This is a genomic window from Vagococcus sp. CY52-2, from assembly GCF_022655055.1.
Classification (GTDB): Bacteria; Bacillota; Bacilli; order Lactobacillales; family Vagococcaceae; genus Vagococcus.
The window spans coordinates 39,493-55,761 of sequence record NZ_CP093385.1 but is presented as its reverse complement, the minus strand read 5'-3'; the positions used below and the strand labels follow the sequence as shown (position 1 = coordinate 55,761).

Annotated in this window: 21 protein-coding genes and 1 pseudogene; 20 read left to right on the top strand and 2 right to left on the bottom strand. The window is 34.7% G+C overall.

What is annotated here, in order from left to right:
- Window positions 1-6 precede the first annotated feature (6 nt).
- From MN187_RS10330 to MN187_RS10230, 20 genes and pseudogenes are all read left to right on the top strand, one after another.
- Window positions 7-336 (top strand): phage head-tail connector protein, encoded by a 330-nt coding sequence (locus tag MN187_RS10330; RefSeq protein ID WP_242094672.1) that lies wholly within the window; start codon window positions 7-9, stop codon window positions 334-336.
- Complete coding sequence (locus MN187_RS10325; protein ID WP_242094671.1) at window positions 333-647, top strand: hypothetical protein; 315 nt, start codon at window positions 333-335, stop codon at window positions 645-647. Before MN187_RS10330 ends, MN187_RS10325 begins: the two co-directional genes overlap by 4 nt.
- The gene (locus tag MN187_RS10320) at window positions 634-1,026 is read left to right on the top strand and encodes an HK97-gp10 family putative phage morphogenesis protein (protein ID WP_242094669.1); all 393 of its coding nucleotides are present in this window, start codon (window positions 634-636) and stop codon (window positions 1,024-1,026) included. The genes MN187_RS10325 and MN187_RS10320 overlap by 14 nt, the downstream gene beginning before the upstream one ends.
- A complete protein-coding gene (locus MN187_RS10315; protein ID WP_242094667.1) occupies window positions 1,026-1,412 on the top strand; it encodes a phage capsid protein in 387 nt (128 codons plus the stop codon). The genes MN187_RS10320 and MN187_RS10315 overlap by 1 nt, the downstream gene beginning before the upstream one ends.
- A 12-nt stretch (window positions 1,413-1,424) precedes the next feature.
- The gene (locus MN187_RS10310) at window positions 1,425-1,928 is read left to right on the top strand and encodes a phage major tail protein, TP901-1 family (protein WP_242094665.1); all 504 of its coding nucleotides are present in this window, start codon (window positions 1,425-1,427) and stop codon (window positions 1,926-1,928) included.
- Between the two features lie 30 nt (window positions 1,929-1,958).
- Window positions 1,959-2,303, top strand: coding sequence for a tail assembly chaperone (locus tag MN187_RS10305; protein WP_242094663.1), 345 nt, complete (start codon window positions 1,959-1,961; stop codon window positions 2,301-2,303).
- A 44-nt stretch (window positions 2,304-2,347) separates the two neighbouring features.
- On the top strand, window positions 2,348-2,656 hold the full coding sequence (locus MN187_RS10300) for a hypothetical protein (protein ID WP_242094661.1): 309 nt from the start codon (window positions 2,348-2,350) through the stop codon (window positions 2,654-2,656).
- Window positions 2,657-2,672: 16 nt separating this feature from the next.
- Window positions 2,673-3,631, top strand: a pseudogene (locus tag MN187_RS10715) (tape measure protein); the annotation flags it as partial.
- Between the two features lie 1,356 nt (window positions 3,632-4,987).
- On the top strand, window positions 4,988-5,758 hold the full coding sequence (locus MN187_RS10285) for a distal tail protein Dit (RefSeq protein ID WP_242094655.1): 771 nt from the start codon (window positions 4,988-4,990) through the stop codon (window positions 5,756-5,758).
- The gene (locus MN187_RS10575; RefSeq protein ID WP_305853374.1) at window positions 5,755-8,628 is read left to right on the top strand and encodes a phage tail spike protein; all 2,874 of its coding nucleotides are present in this window, start codon (window positions 5,755-5,757) and stop codon (window positions 8,626-8,628) included. The genes MN187_RS10285 and MN187_RS10575 overlap by 4 nt, the downstream gene beginning before the upstream one ends.
- An 11-nt stretch (window positions 8,629-8,639) precedes the next feature.
- Window positions 8,640-9,308 carry a BppU family phage baseplate upper protein gene (locus tag MN187_RS10270; RefSeq protein ID WP_242094653.1) on the top strand — a complete coding sequence of 223 codons (669 nt, stop codon included), beginning with the start codon at window positions 8,640-8,642 and terminating at the stop codon, window positions 9,306-9,308.
- An 18-nt stretch (window positions 9,309-9,326) separates the two neighbouring features.
- Window positions 9,327-9,626 carry a hypothetical protein gene (locus tag MN187_RS10265; RefSeq protein ID WP_242094651.1) on the top strand — a complete coding sequence of 100 codons (300 nt, stop codon included), beginning with the start codon at window positions 9,327-9,329 and terminating at the stop codon, window positions 9,624-9,626.
- A 55-nt stretch (window positions 9,627-9,681) separates the two neighbouring features.
- Window positions 9,682-9,900, top strand: a complete 219-nt coding sequence (locus MN187_RS10260) for a hypothetical protein (RefSeq protein ID WP_242094650.1) — start codon at window positions 9,682-9,684, stop codon at window positions 9,898-9,900.
- 159 nt (window positions 9,901-10,059) lie between these two features.
- Entirely contained in the window at window positions 10,060-10,311 is a 252-nt protein-coding gene (locus tag MN187_RS10680; RefSeq protein ID WP_371821068.1) for a phosphodiester glycosidase family protein, read from the top strand.
- A gap of 12 nt (window positions 10,312-10,323) precedes the next feature.
- On the top strand, window positions 10,324-10,758 hold the full coding sequence (locus MN187_RS10255) for a BppU family phage baseplate upper protein (protein ID WP_242094648.1): 435 nt from the start codon (window positions 10,324-10,326) through the stop codon (window positions 10,756-10,758).
- 56 nt (window positions 10,759-10,814) lie between these two features.
- Window positions 10,815-12,647 carry a glycosyl hydrolase family 28-related protein gene (locus MN187_RS10250; RefSeq protein WP_242094645.1) on the top strand — a complete coding sequence of 611 codons (1,833 nt, stop codon included), beginning with the start codon at window positions 10,815-10,817 and terminating at the stop codon, window positions 12,645-12,647.
- Window positions 12,648-12,696: 49 nt separating this feature from the next.
- Window positions 12,697-13,056: a hypothetical protein gene (locus MN187_RS10245; RefSeq protein ID WP_242094643.1), complete on the top strand. Its 360-nt coding sequence runs from the start codon at window positions 12,697-12,699 to the stop codon at window positions 13,054-13,056.
- A 14-nt stretch (window positions 13,057-13,070) separates the two neighbouring features.
- Entirely contained in the window at window positions 13,071-13,403 is a 333-nt protein-coding gene (locus tag MN187_RS10240; RefSeq protein ID WP_242094641.1) for a phage holin, LLH family, read from the top strand.
- Window positions 13,404-13,439: 36 nt separating this feature from the next.
- Window positions 13,440-14,741 carry a glucosaminidase domain-containing protein gene (locus MN187_RS10235; protein WP_242094638.1) on the top strand — a complete coding sequence of 434 codons (1,302 nt, stop codon included), beginning with the start codon at window positions 13,440-13,442 and terminating at the stop codon, window positions 14,739-14,741.
- A gap of 30 nt (window positions 14,742-14,771) precedes the next feature.
- Entirely contained in the window at window positions 14,772-14,957 is a 186-nt protein-coding gene (locus MN187_RS10230; RefSeq protein ID WP_242094636.1) for a hypothetical protein, read from the top strand.
- A 34-nt stretch (window positions 14,958-14,991) separates the two neighbouring features.
- On the opposite strand, the gene MN187_RS10225 is transcribed toward MN187_RS10230, so the two are convergent.
- A complete protein-coding gene (locus MN187_RS10225; RefSeq protein WP_242094634.1) occupies window positions 14,992-15,393 on the bottom strand; it encodes a DUF5388 domain-containing protein in 402 nt (133 codons plus the stop codon).
- A gap of 4 nt (window positions 15,394-15,397) precedes the next feature.
- Window positions 15,398-16,195 (bottom strand): ParA family protein, encoded by a 798-nt coding sequence (locus MN187_RS10220; protein ID WP_242094632.1) that lies wholly within the window; start codon window positions 16,193-16,195, stop codon window positions 15,398-15,400.
- Between the last annotated feature and the right edge of the window lie 74 nt (window positions 16,196-16,269).

Genomic DNA, 16,269 nt, shown 5'->3' with positions numbered 1-16,269 from the left:
GATTAGATGTTTGATGATATTCAAACGCTTATCAATGGTTCACTCGAAGAAAAGTTAAAAGTCATTGAAAAACTAACCACTCAACGATTAGCTGTTTTATTGACCGTAGACACCGCAGACGATATACCTAGTAAATTTAACTATATTATCGCTGATGTGTCTGTTAAACGGTTCAATAGGCTTTCTAACGAGGGAATGAAGTCGTATTCAGAAGAAGGTCTTAGTTTCTCGTTTCCTGATTCTGATTTCGACGAGTTTAAGGACGAAATAACAGAATTCAAACGTAAGAAAGCGTTAGAGGACGACCCACTAAAAGGGGTGTTTCGATTTATATGAGATTCATGAATGAAGTAACGTTTGTGGAATTAGGCAAAGAGTTTTATGACACTGACACAAGCGAATATGTGCGTTCTGACGATGTTAAAACAGTTGCTAATGTAAATGTAACGGACTTAGGTGCAGAACGTTCTGTCGTGCTATTTGGCAGTGTTAAAGAGGGTCGTAAAGTCATTCGAGTTATGCCACATTATGAAATACCTAAATTTGATTATGTTGAGTTTGATAGTAAGAATTGGCAGCTTGTGAAAGATACGAAACCACAGTATAGAAACAGTTTAATTGTGGAGGAATATCATGGCGAAACATAGAGCGGTTATGATAACTGGTGTTAATACGTTATCTGATAAACTTAAAGAAAATGTAACGATGGATTTGGTTAAAAAAGTTGTAGAAGAAAACACGATAGAAATGAAACGTAAAATGAAGCGTAATGCTAATTTTAAAGGTCATTATATAAAAGTTAAAGGTGGCAAGTTGAAAAAAATTGAGCCTACTGGCGAAACCAGAAGTTCAATAGAAGAAAAAATCAGTAGAAATGGTTTAACTGGTGTCGTATCACCTAAAACAGAATACGCTGCTTATCTAGAATACGGCACGCGTTTTATGTCTGCTCAACCTTTTGTAAAACCATCGTACGATTCACAGAAACGTATTTTCCTTGATGACATGAAGAAGTTGGTGAACTAATGAAATCAGTAGACCAAGCAATTTACGACGAGTTATTTAAACGATGTCAAAAATTAGGATATAAGGTATATGAGGATAGACCGATGAAAGAAGTTGGCTATCCTTTTATTGATTTTGAAGATACTGAAGTCAATCCAATACCTAATAAAAGTAACATAAAAGGCAATGTAAACATCACAATAAATGTGTGGGGACTTGCTAAGAAGCGTGCAGAAGTCTCTTACATTGCTGAACAGATATTTAATCAAGCAAATGAAATAAATGCAGCGTATGGCGTACCAGTGGCATTTAGACCAATGGCAAGCCAACGCAGAATGCTAACAGATAACTCCACAAACACAACGCTAAAACGAGCGATTGTTGAATTGGAGTTTTCTTTATTATAAGGAGTGAATTAATTGGCAAATTTAACAGTTAAACAAGGTAAAAATGTCGTCTTACTTTTTAGAGAATTAGCAAAACAAGGCGAAGAAGCCGCTTGGAAACTAGCTTTTCAAACAGAACATAGTATTCCAATTTCTGTAGATACTGACACAGTAGAAACAAAAGACGGTAATATTCAAGTGCCAAAAGAACCGACGTATGATCCATCTGCTACGTCGTTGATGGCAGACGGCGACAAACGTATTAAAGAATTACGCAAAGCAACATTAGAACGTCAGTTATTCGAGTTTTGGGAAATTGATAAGATTGAGAAAGACGAATCTGGAAAATTCGCAGCAACTTATTATCAAGGATATGTAACAAGTTTCGAACCGTCAGCACCAGTAGATGGAGCTGTAGAAGTATCTATGAACTTTGCGTTTAATGGCATCGGAAAAGATGGTTTAGCTACGTTAACAGCAGAACAAGAAAAAGTTACACAATATGAATTCGAGGACACAGTGAAGAAAGGCGAGTAAGCCTTTCTTTTTGTGAATGGAGGTAATTAAGTGGAGTTAGAAATTAACGGAAAAACTTATGAGTTTAAATTTGGCGTAAAGTTCGTTCGTGAAGTGGATAAAGAAATGCCAGTGGAACGCGAGGGTATGAAATTTGGTTTAGGTTTAGCTGCTAGAGTTATCCCAGAATTGCAGAGTGGTAACATTAGTACGCTATCCAAAGTCTTATATTTAGCTAGTAGAACAGAAAAAGACAAGCTAACTCAATCTGATATTGACGACTACGTTGATGATTGCGAGGACATCGAAAAATTATTCGATAAAGTGCTGAAAGAGTTGTCTGAATCAAACGCGGGAAAGTTAGCGATGAAAGAGTTCAAGAAGAAATTAAAATAACCGAAACATCAGAAGAAACATATGACCGTATAGTAATTAATGCTATGCGTTTTTTTGGCATTAATGACATGTTAACAATCGAACGCATGACGCTTAAAGAATTTAGTTTAAGAGCAAAAGCTAGTCAATTAAGGCGATTGGATAAAGAGTATTTTATCAGTTTACAAGCCTTTAAGAATCAAGAAGTACAAGCTACTACAGGAAGTGGCAAGAATGTTAAATCTAAGTTCAATACGTTTAAAGACTTCTTCGATTATGAGGGACGAGAACAAGAAATATTAGGCATTAAGCCAGTTGAAAAAATAGAAGAAGATACCACGTTAAGAAAATTATTATTAGAAGCAAACTCCTAAAAGAAAGGAGGTAAATATGGAAACATATAGTGTAGAAGCCATACTATCTGCAACGGATAAAGGTTTTACAAAAGCAATGAAAGACGCCGATAGTTCGCTTGGTGGGTTGGATGAAAAATCTAGAAAAGCTGGCGTGTCAATTGGCGACATCGCAAAAGGCGTTGGGGTATTCAAGTTAGTAGACAGTGCGGTAAATATGGTTACTGGCTCATTGGGTGGTGCTATTAATCGTTTTGACACGTTGAACAAATACCCCACAGTCATGCAAGCGTTAGGCTATTCAACGCAAGAAGTCGATAAGTCGATGAACAAACTAACGGAAGGTATCGATGGACTGCCGACAAGATTAGACGATATTGTAGCAAATACGCAACAGTTAGCTATTTCTACAGGTAGCTTGGACAAAGGTACAGACACAGCTATAGCATTGAACAACGCATTCTTGGCAAGTGGTGCCTCTACTGCTGATGCCGCTCGTGGTATGGAGCAATACCGACAAATGCTTGGTCGTGGCGAAGTCGATATGCAGTCATTTAAGTCAGTCCAGGAGACAATGCCGATTGCTATGGATAAAGTAGCGAAGTCATTTAAAGACAGAGGGTTAATTCTGTTAACGAGTTATACGATGCGTTAAAAGGCGGAGAAATAACTTTTACAGAGTTTAACGATCGTTTGATTAAATTGAATGACGGCGTAGGTGGTTTTGCCGATTTAGCGAAAAAGAATAGTCAGGGTATTAAAACATCATTTGAAAATATTAAATCCGCTGTCATCAAAGGTGTCGAGAAAACTATTAGAGCGCTAGATGAGGGATTAAAAGGTGCTGGTCTTGGTTCGATAGCTGACAATTTAGATAAGGTTAAAAACGTTGTGAATCAAGCATTTGGAACAATCAATGCAGTAATTCCGCCGATGATAAAAATGTTTGTAGACTTTTTAGGTGTCATAAAACCTTTTCTACCACTAATTACCGCATTAGTTGGTTGGTGGGTAACGTATTCCGTCATGATGGGAACAGTTAGCAAAGTGACTAAAACAGCCGCCGCAGTCCAAAGAGTGTTCAATGCTGTTATGGCTGCTAATCCATATGTTGCGCTTGTCGCAGCGATTATCACTTTGGTTGCTACGATTGTTTATTTATGGAAAACAAACGAAGATTTCAGAAATGCAGTTATTAAGATTTGGGATGCTATAAAATCGTTTATATCTGATGCAGTAGATGCAATTGTTAATGTTTGGGACAAGATGAAAGAAACTATGAGTAATCTATGGAACGGCATTGTTGAAAAAGCTAGCGAGGTTTGGACTGCTGTTACAAAAGTTATCATGAACATCATAAGCCCATTTATTGATATCTTTATGAATCTGTGGAACGGACTATCTATTTCGTTGTCGCAAGTTTGGGATGGTATTAAGACTATTGCTAGTGGTGCATGGGAACTGATTAAAGCGGTGATTATGGGTCCGGTTTTAATTGTAATTGATTTAATTACAGGTGATTTTACTAATTTAGGAAATGACTTGCAATTGATTTGGGATAGCATCAAACAAGGTGCTAGTGCCATTTGGAACGGTATTAAAGACGTTATAACTGGATTGGTCAAAGCAATTGTGGAATACGTTAAATTTTCATTTGAATTGCAAAAAGAAGTTATTTCGAACGTATGGAATTACATTAAAGATTTAGCTAGTGAAGTGTGGAATAACATAAAAAACACTGTATCTAATTTAGCAGATAGCGCAGCGAATGGTCTTAAAAACGCTTGGGATAAAGGTCTTCAATGGACAAAAGATATCTTTGATGGCATAAAAAATGCTATTGAAGCGATTGGTGATGTCGATTTATTCGCAGCTGGTAAAGCTATTATTGATAGTTTTATTAATGGATTACAGCAAACTTGGGAAGCAGGTAAAGAATTTGTCGGTGGTATTGCTGACTGGATTCGTGAGCATAAAGGACCAATCAGTTATGACCGTAAGTTGTTAATCCCAGCTGGTAAAGCAATCATGGATAGTTTAAACGCAGGTTTAGACACTGGCTTTAGTAAAGTTCAAGATAATGTTAACGATATGACAAAATTCTTTGCAAATACTGCATTTAATCAAGATTTTGAGATTGGTGCAAACTTTAGTGATTTAGATAAGAAAATAAATTCAATGAACGATATGAACTTATCATCAAACAATGAATTGACACTTAAAACAGTGCACAACCCGCCGAAATTAAATTAAGCATGGGCGGTCGCGTGTTCAGTGCATTTGTTGAAGATATTGGCGCAGTTATGCAAGCTGAAACTGATTTAAACTTACAAACATAGAAAGGAGGAAGACATGTATAAATTTATAGATACAACGATACAACGATGTAGACGTCATGAAGAATTGCCAACGTCTGCAATGAATTATAACGGCGTTTTTTTAGAAGAGTTGATTGACGGATATAGAACGCTATCTGTTGATGGTCGTGAGATGTTAAATATTGATTTGCAAACAGACAGTAAAATGATTGGTTCGCACGTATATAGCTACAAACTTCCTCCACGCATCATAACAGTGAAATATAAATTAGTTAATCGAGATCCGCAAGCTCTTTTATTAGAGTATCGGAAATTGATTAACTTTTTATTTTCTACTGAAGATGTCGCTTTGTGGTTTAATGACGAGTTAGACGTTATCTATCAAGGTAGATACTACGCTAGTAGTGAAGTGCCAGGCGAAACGACAAGTATTGTAAGTAGCTTTCAAATATACTGTCAAAACCCGATTAAGCGTACGACGAAAGTATTTACTACGAATGATTTCATAGGTATTGAAACACCGATTAAAACGTATCCTAGCACGATTAAAGTTGAGTTAGATACAAACACACCTTTAATCATTTCAAACGGTGTAGAAAAAATTAGACTGTTTCAAGATGTTGCTAAACGTGACGACGTTCTGCTATTTGACTTTGAAAAGGGTCAAATATTTTTAAACGGCAAAGAACGAACGAATATCCTTGAATTGAGTAGTGACTTTGAAAACTTCGAGTTAAGACAAGGAAGTAAAATCACTACTAATAATGGCACTGTTGAAGTAACGTTTAGGGGGTGTAGTTTGTGACAGTTTATTTTTTCGATGATAATCAGCAATCAAGCAAGATTGTCACTAAGAATAATTTAATCGAGTGTATTCAAGAAAAAGAAATATCTGACAGACAAGACGATTTGATGAAAAACACGCTTAAAGTAACAGTTGCTTATGACAAAGTGATTGAAGAATCATCTTTTATGGCTGTTGAAGAAAAAGAAAACGAGTTCTCGTTATATCGAATACTAACAAATGCAGATAATAACAATAAATTATCTATTGTAGGTTCAGACTTCGCATATAACGAACTTGACGGGTACATAGTAAAAGAGATACGCCCACAGAAAGAATCAATTGTTTCAGTTGCAAGACGATTATTGAGTGGCACAGAATGGCAAATAAGACACGTTGACAGTGGTTTAAACACTGTTAGCGGGTCTTTTTATTATACCTCGATACGAGAATCGCTTAAAACATTGCAAACGTTTGGGTGCGAAATTGAATTTAGGTGTTCGTTGAATTCTGACGGTATTCATGAAAAATGGATAAACATTTATAAACGAATTGGTGAAAATACTGGCAAACGATTTACGTATGGTGATGATGTGTTAGAAATCGTTAAAACGATTGATAGAACTAACTTATATACTAGCGTAATCGGTCGTGGTAAAGGTGAAGAAGTCGGCGAAACGGAACAAGGTGACGCAACGTATGGGCGACGTATTGAGTTTGCGGATATTGAATGGAGTAAGTCAAAAGGTGACCCGTTAGATAAACCGCTAGGTCAAATCTATTTAGAAAATCCTGAACTCACGCAAATCTACGGTATACCGCAAAAAGACGGAACTATGAGAAAACGTGAAACTGTGGTTATTTTTGAAGACGAAGAAGACCCGAAAGAGTTACTTAAAAAGACATATGCACAGTTACAAGTGTTGTCTAGACCGCTGATTCAATTTAAAACAACCGTATTAAACGGTGACGCGATTGGTAACACAGTAAGCATCCATCACTTTGAAAAAGGTTATCACTATGAAACAAGAGTATTCAGAACTACGCTTGATAGATTAACTGGACGGCTTGAATGTAGTTTAGGTGATAACATCACACAGAGCGTTTCAAAAGCTAACGCTAAACAGATTAATAGTATAAAAGAGATTGAGGAAAAGAAAACATCTTATTACGATGCAACTAAAATATCTAAATGGCAATCAGACGTGATTAGAGGTGCTGGCGAGGAGGGCGGAAACGTCTTTCTAATGTCTCCGTCAGATTTAGGCACAGGAACGTCAAGAGCACCAGTTCAAACAGTATGGATGAACGGTCCTAACATTGATGAATCAGATAATTTTTTAGTCGCTAATAATAAAGGTATCGGATTTATTAAAGGTAAGTTTGCGACTGATAAATTTGCTACTGCTTGGGATATAAATGGTATTTTAACGCTTGGCGATGGAATGCTTATCTTAGGCGATAAAGAATCTGGTAAAATTCTTCAGAATACCAAAGATGGACTAGAGTTTTTTAACACTAAAAGTTCAATAGGTAAAATAGGTAATTCTGCGGTTGGTTTCCCTGGCTTCAGTGAACAAGGTAGCGATACTTCATCAAAAGCATTAGCGATCGTTTTAAACGATGAGGGAGAATTTTTTAAAATTCAAACTGGTAAAATGTCTGGTATTTACGTGCCAAACCCCGAAAAATTTAAAAAATTAGGCAGTGATTTAATTATCACACATGGAACAGGTGACACAGATGGTATCATTTTGGCTACTGCCGGAACTTCAATTGGCTTATCTGGTAAAGGTGGAGAAACCGCTAATCAGATAAAAATAAATGCTACTGGGGGTTTATTTTTAAACGGCGAACAAGTATTCCCTGGAAAGGGTGGCGGCTCTGGCGGTGGTAGTGGTAGTGGTAACATCGGAACACGTGAAGACTATGCTAAAAATATGATCACTGATGAATTCGATGTCGATTACGAAAAGATGTTCAACAGTTATCTTGGTTTCCCACGTATTCAAGCGTGGGGGTTGAATAGTCGGGCGTCGTTTAATCAGTTAAATGAGATTATACGTTCGCAAGGCGTTTCGCCAGTTTTCTTTTGGGCTTATGAAAGCGGTGAGGGATATAACCCTAGTACGTCATTCTTAAATCACTTCTACACGAACGGTTCAAGTGCACAAGAAGAATGTCGTAGAACTGCTGCGTGGGTTCACTCTGAATCTCAAACTAGTGGTGCTTTGGCTTGGTACGATGCAATGTACCCTTATTATACGTCTCCTGCCGATAAGCAAGCCAAAGGTAATGCTTATATGGCTGAAACGCGTCCAGGTATGATTGCGAGAGTTATGTTAAAAGGGACTGCCGCTGCTACTTGGGCAATGTTCGACCCTGCAGCGTTGAGTGGTAGTGTAAACGGCGTTCAAGATTATTCTGACCCGTTCAAACATCAAATGTCTGCTATAGCAAGTTGGCAAGGTGTAAAAAAATACGGCAAACCAATGGCAAATTACATTGTAACAAGTGAATTTGGTTGGCGTACAAGCCCGTTAGGCGGAGGTAGTGAGTTTCACAATGCTATTGATTTAGCTTCAAACGGTGGTCGTGCTGATATTTTTGCTAGTAATGATGGAACAGTTGTTCAAGCAAGTGGACAATATTATGATTGGTACGGCAATTACGTCGTTATTAAGCACTCTGACGGACTTTACACTGGGTATGCGCATTTATCTAGTATCGGTGTTACGAACGGTCAGAAAGTATCTAAAGGGCAAAAAATAGGTGTTGAGGGGGCAACTGGTCCAGTAACTGGTCCGCATCTACATTTTCAATTTATGAAAAATTTCTGGCCGAACGGAAACGACGACTTTATCAACCCAAGAAAATATATTAATTTTTAGGAGGTATAAATTTGACAGATTACAACATACAATTAAGCACAACAGAAGATAATGCTGTTGGTGTTATTAAAATCAGACAAGATGACAACAAAACACAAAGAATTATAGCTAAGATTACAAGCAACGGTTCAGAAATGAAAGTTTCTGATTACGTTGTTTTTTTTAATGCTGTAAGTGATGGGCAAGTCATCGCAAGAGATTTAGCGAAGATAACTAATAATAATTCAACTGTTGAATATACAATAACTGCACCTTTTTACTCAAAAACAGGAAAAATAGATGCATTCTTTTCTTTTGAAAAAGATGGTAAAAGAGATAGCACTGCCAACTTTGTTTATCATGTAATTCCTGGTTCATGCAGAGGTATTAAAGGCGGTAGCTATATTTACGATTTAGAAGAACTTAAAAATGTTTCTGGTGAAATCGTTGGTAGTAAAGATTTATCGCCACTTTTAGAAAAAAATAGAGAATTAAGTGTGCTAGTTTTTGATGGATTAAAAGTAGATGTTAACGACTATAAAAAAGAAACAGATGAGCAAATAGATTCATTAAAAAAAGATTTTTCTGATTTTACGGCTGACCAAAAAAAATCAAATGAAACATTCCAACAAACAGTTAACAATCAAATTTCTGATGCAGAAAATAAAATGTTAGAAGAAATCAAAACGCCACGAAGTTAAAACAGCGGCTGGATGAGCATGGAATTGGTTGGGGACTTTAAAGCACATGATTTATACCCGCTAAAATTTAGAGTTATAGGTAAGCAAGTTTATTTCAGTGGATGTGTGTTGAATGAAACAAAAGAAATCGAAGAAAAAACATTTGCTAAAATACCACGAAGTTTTGCACCAGAAGCGAGAATGGCGTTTTCAAACGCACAGATGAGTTCTGATGCTAAAGAAGTGGCTCAAATTGCTGTTTGGCAGAATGGAGAAATTCAAATTGTCGGTGTGTCTGCTGCAAAAACGTGTTTATTAATCAGTGTTCCTACCCTTTAGTGTAGAGCCAAAGGTTTCTTTTAGCATGTCGAAGAAAAATAATACAAGGTATTACATGACAGAGCCTAAAAGCAAGTCTTTGGCTAGAGGTTTTGCTAAAGATGATTTTAATGGAATTAGCGAAAAAACAAGCTCATTTGCTAATCGAAATGACGTGTTCTTAGCTGTCAACGCATCTACTTTTGATGTTAACACTAATGAATTAAGAGGGATAAATGTTCAAGGAGAACAAATTTTTAAGGTCAATCAAATATTTACGGAAGAACTTACTTAATTTATAAAGAAGGTAAATTAGGTTATACAAGTGATCCATTAAAAGAAAAAAATATTGATTTTAGTCTTGTTGGATTCTTTCCAATAATTGCAAACAAAGAAAACGTTATTCATAAATTTGATGAAGTTATCCGCATAAGGTAATCCGAACCCACAGCAAATTATTTATCAGTATTCTGATGGTCAAATTGGTTTTTTAACAGTCGAGGGAAGAAGTAATAATCAGCGAGGATTAACGATTGAAGAATGTTGCGACATATTAATCGAACATAATGTTGACTTTGCCTATCTAATGGACGGCGGAGGCTCTATATCAACTTGTATCAATGGTTTTATGGTAAATGACGCACCAGAAGAAGTGGTGAAAGACCAGTTAAGGATTTTTTATATTTTAAGGAGTGATAAATATTGAATAAAGAAAAAAATGAAACTAAATTTAAATCCTATTTTAAAAGCACGATTGAAACAAGTAGCGTTGTTTGGGTCGCACGACGAAAACAGTTATCAATTTAATTTCGATTTCACTGAATACCTTTGTGATAAACCGTTTGATTTAACAGATGGTAAGCCACGAATCTTATTAGAGTTTTTAAACGATAAAAATGCTGAAGTACAAATTTATCCTTTAGTTGTTGACAGTGAAAAATTAGGCGTTGCACATTTTATCATTCCTGAACGAGTTTTAGGCTATGCTGGTGATGTTAAAGCGTCTTTAACCATTGATTTTAGCAATAAATCTTATGATTTAGGCAATTTCTCTTTTAGGATGAAAAAATCACCTATTGACAATAAAATGCCGAATTACAATTTTATGTTGATGAGTTTGAGAAAGCACAAGATATATTCAAAAATGGTTTAGATGAATTTAACGACGATATAAAAGAATCTAACGCAAAAGTAGACGAAATCAAAGATTTGATTGTTCAGAATGACGTTCTAAAAAAAGCAGAAGCTGGTTCGTTTGAAGAATTTCGTGAACATGATGATACGATTATCAGTAAAATGAAAAATGAGTTTGAAAGTAATTATGTTAATGTTGAGTGGTTTGGTGCAAAATGCGATGGAAAAACTGATGATACACTTGCTATAAATAAAGCGATTAAATATGCTAACAAAAATGGTATAAATACTGTTGTAGTAAACAATGGTGTAAGTATGATTAAAGCACATGTTGACAATCAAACTGTTGGTAATTATCTTCAAAATGAAGGTGGTATTGAAATGCTGGACAATATTACACTTCATATTAAAAGTGGTGCAAAATTAAAAGCAATCACTAATGATAAAAAAGCGTATAACATCATTCGTGCACATAGAAAAAAATATTGGAAAATTATTGTTGATGGAGAAATCGAGGGAGATAATGACAGTCATACTGGAACGCAAGGCGAATGGGGATACGGTATTTCTGTTCAAGGAGGTAATGAATTTTCCATTTCGGGAACAGGTAAAATTTCTAATTGTTGGGGAGATGGAATTAATTTACAACGATCTTTAAGATTAGGTTCTGAAACTAGTGGATATTATCCTGAAAATGGAATCATAAGCGATGTTACTTGCGATAAAAACGGCAGACAAGGGATGTCCATTGAAGAGGGTAAAAATATTTATGTAAGAAATTCTATTTTTTCTAACTCTAATAGAATTTCTCCAAAATTTGGTATTTGCATCGAACCTGCTTGGCGAAATAAAGAAGATAATCCTGTTTGTGAAAACATTACAATTGATAATTGTAAAATTATTGGAAACGTCGGCGGAGGAATTACAACTGTCGGTACAACAATAGACAATAATATTCAATTAAAAAATATCGTCATTAAAAATTGTTATTTTGAGGGCAATGGAATTAACGCATCGTTAAAAACCAGTACAGCTATTTCGGGTAATCGAAGTGATTTAGAAATTGTCAACTGTACGTTTAAAGGCGATCAAAGCATATATGTTTCATCTTGTGAAACTGTAAATATTTTGAATAATGATTTAATGAATGGAACTGTTATGATTTTAAGCGATTCGACTTCTGATTATGACATAAGAACAAATTTGAATTTTATGAGTAATTCAATAAAAATTTTGAACGGAAAAACAAATACATATTCTAGTGTCTTTTTTACAGCTTTAAAAGGCGAAGAAGTCAACGTTTATGGGAATGATATTTTTTTTAACGGAATAAATTCTGTGATTATGAAATTTAGCGGGGATGAAAAAACTAAAACTAAAAAAGTGATGTGTTCAAGAAATACGTTAGTTGGTGGTTCAATATCAATTCAACATCAATTTGTAGATGTATTTAAATCATTCTCAAATACTATGATTGACGCTTCAAGTCAAGCGTTCAATTCAAACGGTTATGAAACATATTTTAAAGGGAACGATATCATTAACTGCCAAAAAGGTATTTTTACTTTTTGTAATAATGACAAAGAATCAGTTTTAGAAATTAAAAACAATAAATTTGATGTGAAAGATAGTGTTGTTTTAACAGCTTATCAACCTAACAAGTCATTCAAATTATTTAACTTAGGGAATGAAAGCCCTGATAACGCTAAGTTTTCAGAACCAAGCATTGGTAATGCAGTATCTGATGATTCGGTAGTTGACGTTCATAATCCTCAAATTGTAACAGTAAAAAATCAGACAAAAACTGAAAACTTACCAATCGGTACGATGATTCAAGATTTAAATACTGGTTTTATTCTTTACAAAGCGTATAACGGATTACATAAAGTAACTACAACAAAAATATAGAATGACCAAACAGTCATTCTTTTTTATTTTACATTTTCGGAGGTGAAACATGGATTTACAAGAAACAGTTGACATGCATACGAAAAAATTAGAGCAACATGATAAAGCATTAATTGAATTACGCGAACAAAATGCTAAAGAAATCGAATCAATAAAATCCGATATTCGTTCGTGGAGTGTGACTTTAAGCGAGGGATTGGCACGAGTTGATGAAAGTAGTAAATACTTACGTGAACAAAATTCTAACATTTTAAATGAAATCATCGGTAGAAATAATAAATCAGATGAAAGAAATCATGAAATGGATAAAATAAAATGGCAATCTATTTTAAAAATTTGTTTAGCTATTTTTGGTTCTGGTGGTTTTATATATACTGTTGTTGATTTAATACTTAATACAATCAAATAAAAGGAGGTAAGCAAATGAGTGGTTTACAAGATGCGTTAATTAATTTGTTAGCAGTTGTTTTAACAGGTTTTTTAGGAATGGTTGCAACGAACGTCACACGATATTTTAAAAAGAAAGGCGTTTTATCTACGTTACAAGCGAAAGAAGCTAGTGTTGCAATAGCAGTAGATGCGATTGAACAAATTGCACGGAACGAACATATACCAGATAAATTTAACGCAGCTAAAAGACTAGCTGTTGAATTTTTAAACAAGCAAGGAGTTTCTATTAGCGAAGCAGAATTAGACATGTTGATTGAATCATCAGTCGCAGAAATAAATAAAAATATCAAAAATGAATTAGAGTAGTCAATCGACTGCTCTTTTTATTTTAGGAGGTGCAACGTGAACGAAAACGAGTTTTTAAACATCATTAAAGATGGTTCTATAAAAAGTTGGGGAAGTCATAGCGTTTTACCATCATTAGTAGCATCGCAAGCTATTTTGGAAAGTGGTTGGGGTGAAAGTGAATTAGCTAAAAACGCTAATAATCTATTTGGGATTAAAGCAGATAGTGAATGGCATGGTGATGTTTATGCAGTCGATACAAAAGAGTTTTTAAATGGTGAATGGACGACTGTTAAAGCTAATTTTAGGAAGTATGATGATATTGGCGAAAGCATTATCGACCACGCTAATTTCTTTGTAGAAAACGATTTTAGGCGCAACAACTATAAACAATTGATTGGTGAAACTGACTATAAAAAAGCTGTTAAGGCTATTTTAAAACCAGTTGCCGATTATAGTTATGCTACTGATCCAAATTATGAAGATAAAATTATTAAATTAATTGAACAATATAAATTGTACGAATGGGATAACGTTGCAATAGGAGGAAATGATATGGTAGAAAAAATTGGTTCAAGTCATGCTGGACATGGTGGTGCTGGAAGATGGACAGACCCAGGGGCTGTTGGAAATGGTTTACAAGAGGCAACAGTAGCACGAGAAATTAATGATAAGATTATTAAGTTAGTAGGTTGCAAAGATACGACAGATGATAGAGGTACAAGTGTTAACGGTATACTAGCTAATACAGTTGCTAATATCAACAATAGTCCTAGTGGGTATCAAATTTCTAACCACTTAAATTCGTTCGGTAGTGCAAGCGCAACGGGCGTTGAAGTGTTATATGGCGATATTTCAGATAAACCGATGGCAGAAAAAGTGTCTAAAGCAATCGCTGATGCGTTAGGAATTGCTAACCGTGGCGCAAAAGACGGTTCATGGCTATATATTGCTAATAACTCTAATTGGGATAAAAAAGTGCTATTGATTGAATGGGGGTTCATTTCAAATCCAAACGACATGAAAGCATTAAAAAACAATATGGATAAAGCTATTCAAGCAATGCTTAAATGCTTTGATTACAATGTCACAGTTGACACGCCAACTACTAATACTGACGTAGCAAACAAACGTCCACGACAAGCAGTAGAGACATATTGGTATGGTGTAGATAGTCCGAAGTATAAATTGATTAAACAGTATTTAAAGGATAATGATTTAAAACACACTGAAGAAAAAGGCGAAGATGGACGCATTAAGATTATTGTTTCTAGCTTTAATCAAGACAGCGACAATAAATATAAGTTAGAAAAATATTTAAGTAAAAATGATATGAATTTTGAAGTTGTTCTAGCATAAAAGCGTATCTTCTATATAGGAGGTGCTTTTATGACAATTGAAAATCTAGTAAACGAAATGTCTGAACTTAAAGTAAAATTAGTGTTAATGAATGGTGTAGACATGAAACGATTCAATCAAGCTTATTTTTATGCGATTGATATGTTGATTACTAAGATTGGAAATATTCAACACATCGAAAGTGAATATAAGTATTTTAAAAGCCTAGTCTCTTAATCGAGATTAGGCTTATTTTTTGTGTATTTTAATATTAAAACCACTGCACACACAGCGATTCTAAGGCGTTTAAATTATTTTTGTGGGTAATCGTCTTGATAGTTTTATCTTCTAATACTTGATATTGGTAATCAAATTTTCTTTTTTCGTCTACGGTCATAGAGTCTATAATATTATTAATTAACAACTCTATTGTTTCTTTTTGCGTGTCGCCATAGCCAATTAATGATAATGCGTTTATCTGGTCTCTTAATCTAGTGTCTATTTTTAATGTAGTTGGTTTAGGTTCGTAAATAAAAGTAGGAGTTAAATTTTTAGTATCGTTATTATTTTCTTCTTTTTTAGGTAATTGATCCATAGTAAACTTTTTTTCAGGTTCAATCGTCGGACCTCTATCTATCTTCTTTTTATTTTTATTAGATTTCACTAACTTCATAATCTTATTCCTCCAAACGATTGATAAATTCTTCGGTCACATTGTTATACACTTTTAAGACTTTTTTATCATGCATATCATCGTTTGTTATACCAGTTAAATCATAACGTTTTAAGCGTTCCATATTTCTAATAGTTGTTTCAAATATATTAGACTCCCCAAAAATTTCTTTAGCAGCTTCTAAAGTAGACACATCAACAGGAGCACCATTCTTTAACAAAACTGGTAATATTCCAAGAACGTCAAGTGTAGGCGCATGAAATGTATCTATAACTTCATTTTGTATATATCTTAGAAATGCTTCGGCGCCCTGTAAACTTCTTTCGTGAGTTTGCATTACGATAACGCACCAATCAGATGCATACAGAGCTGAATCTGTTATCAATGAAATTGTTGGTGGTATGTCGATTAATATAAAATCATATTTATCTTTTAAAGGCTCTAGTAAAGAGCTGAAGTACATCACTCTCTCATTATAGTTAGTTACACTTTCCATAAAGCGTGGGAACAAGCTAAAATCAGCGCTAGATGCTAATAAGTCTAGATTGTTTTTAATATTTATCACAGCTTTGCTCAAATCTTCAGCTTGAATAGCAGCCATTAAAGTAGTATCAAAAACAGTCACTTCATTATCTAAATAGTTTTTCGTCTTTAAAAATAAGTTCGTCGCGTTACCTTGTGGGTCCATATCGACTAGTAAAGTACGATACCTCCTATTTGCTAATTCATTAGCAACCATTGTGCTATTGGTCGTTTTTCCTGTGCCACCTTTAAAATTTCCCCAAGTTACTATCTGTGCCATATTATTCACCTCGTCTATTTATTACCCTTATTCTACACTTTTCGTCTAAGGTATGCAAACGAAAAAAATAAACG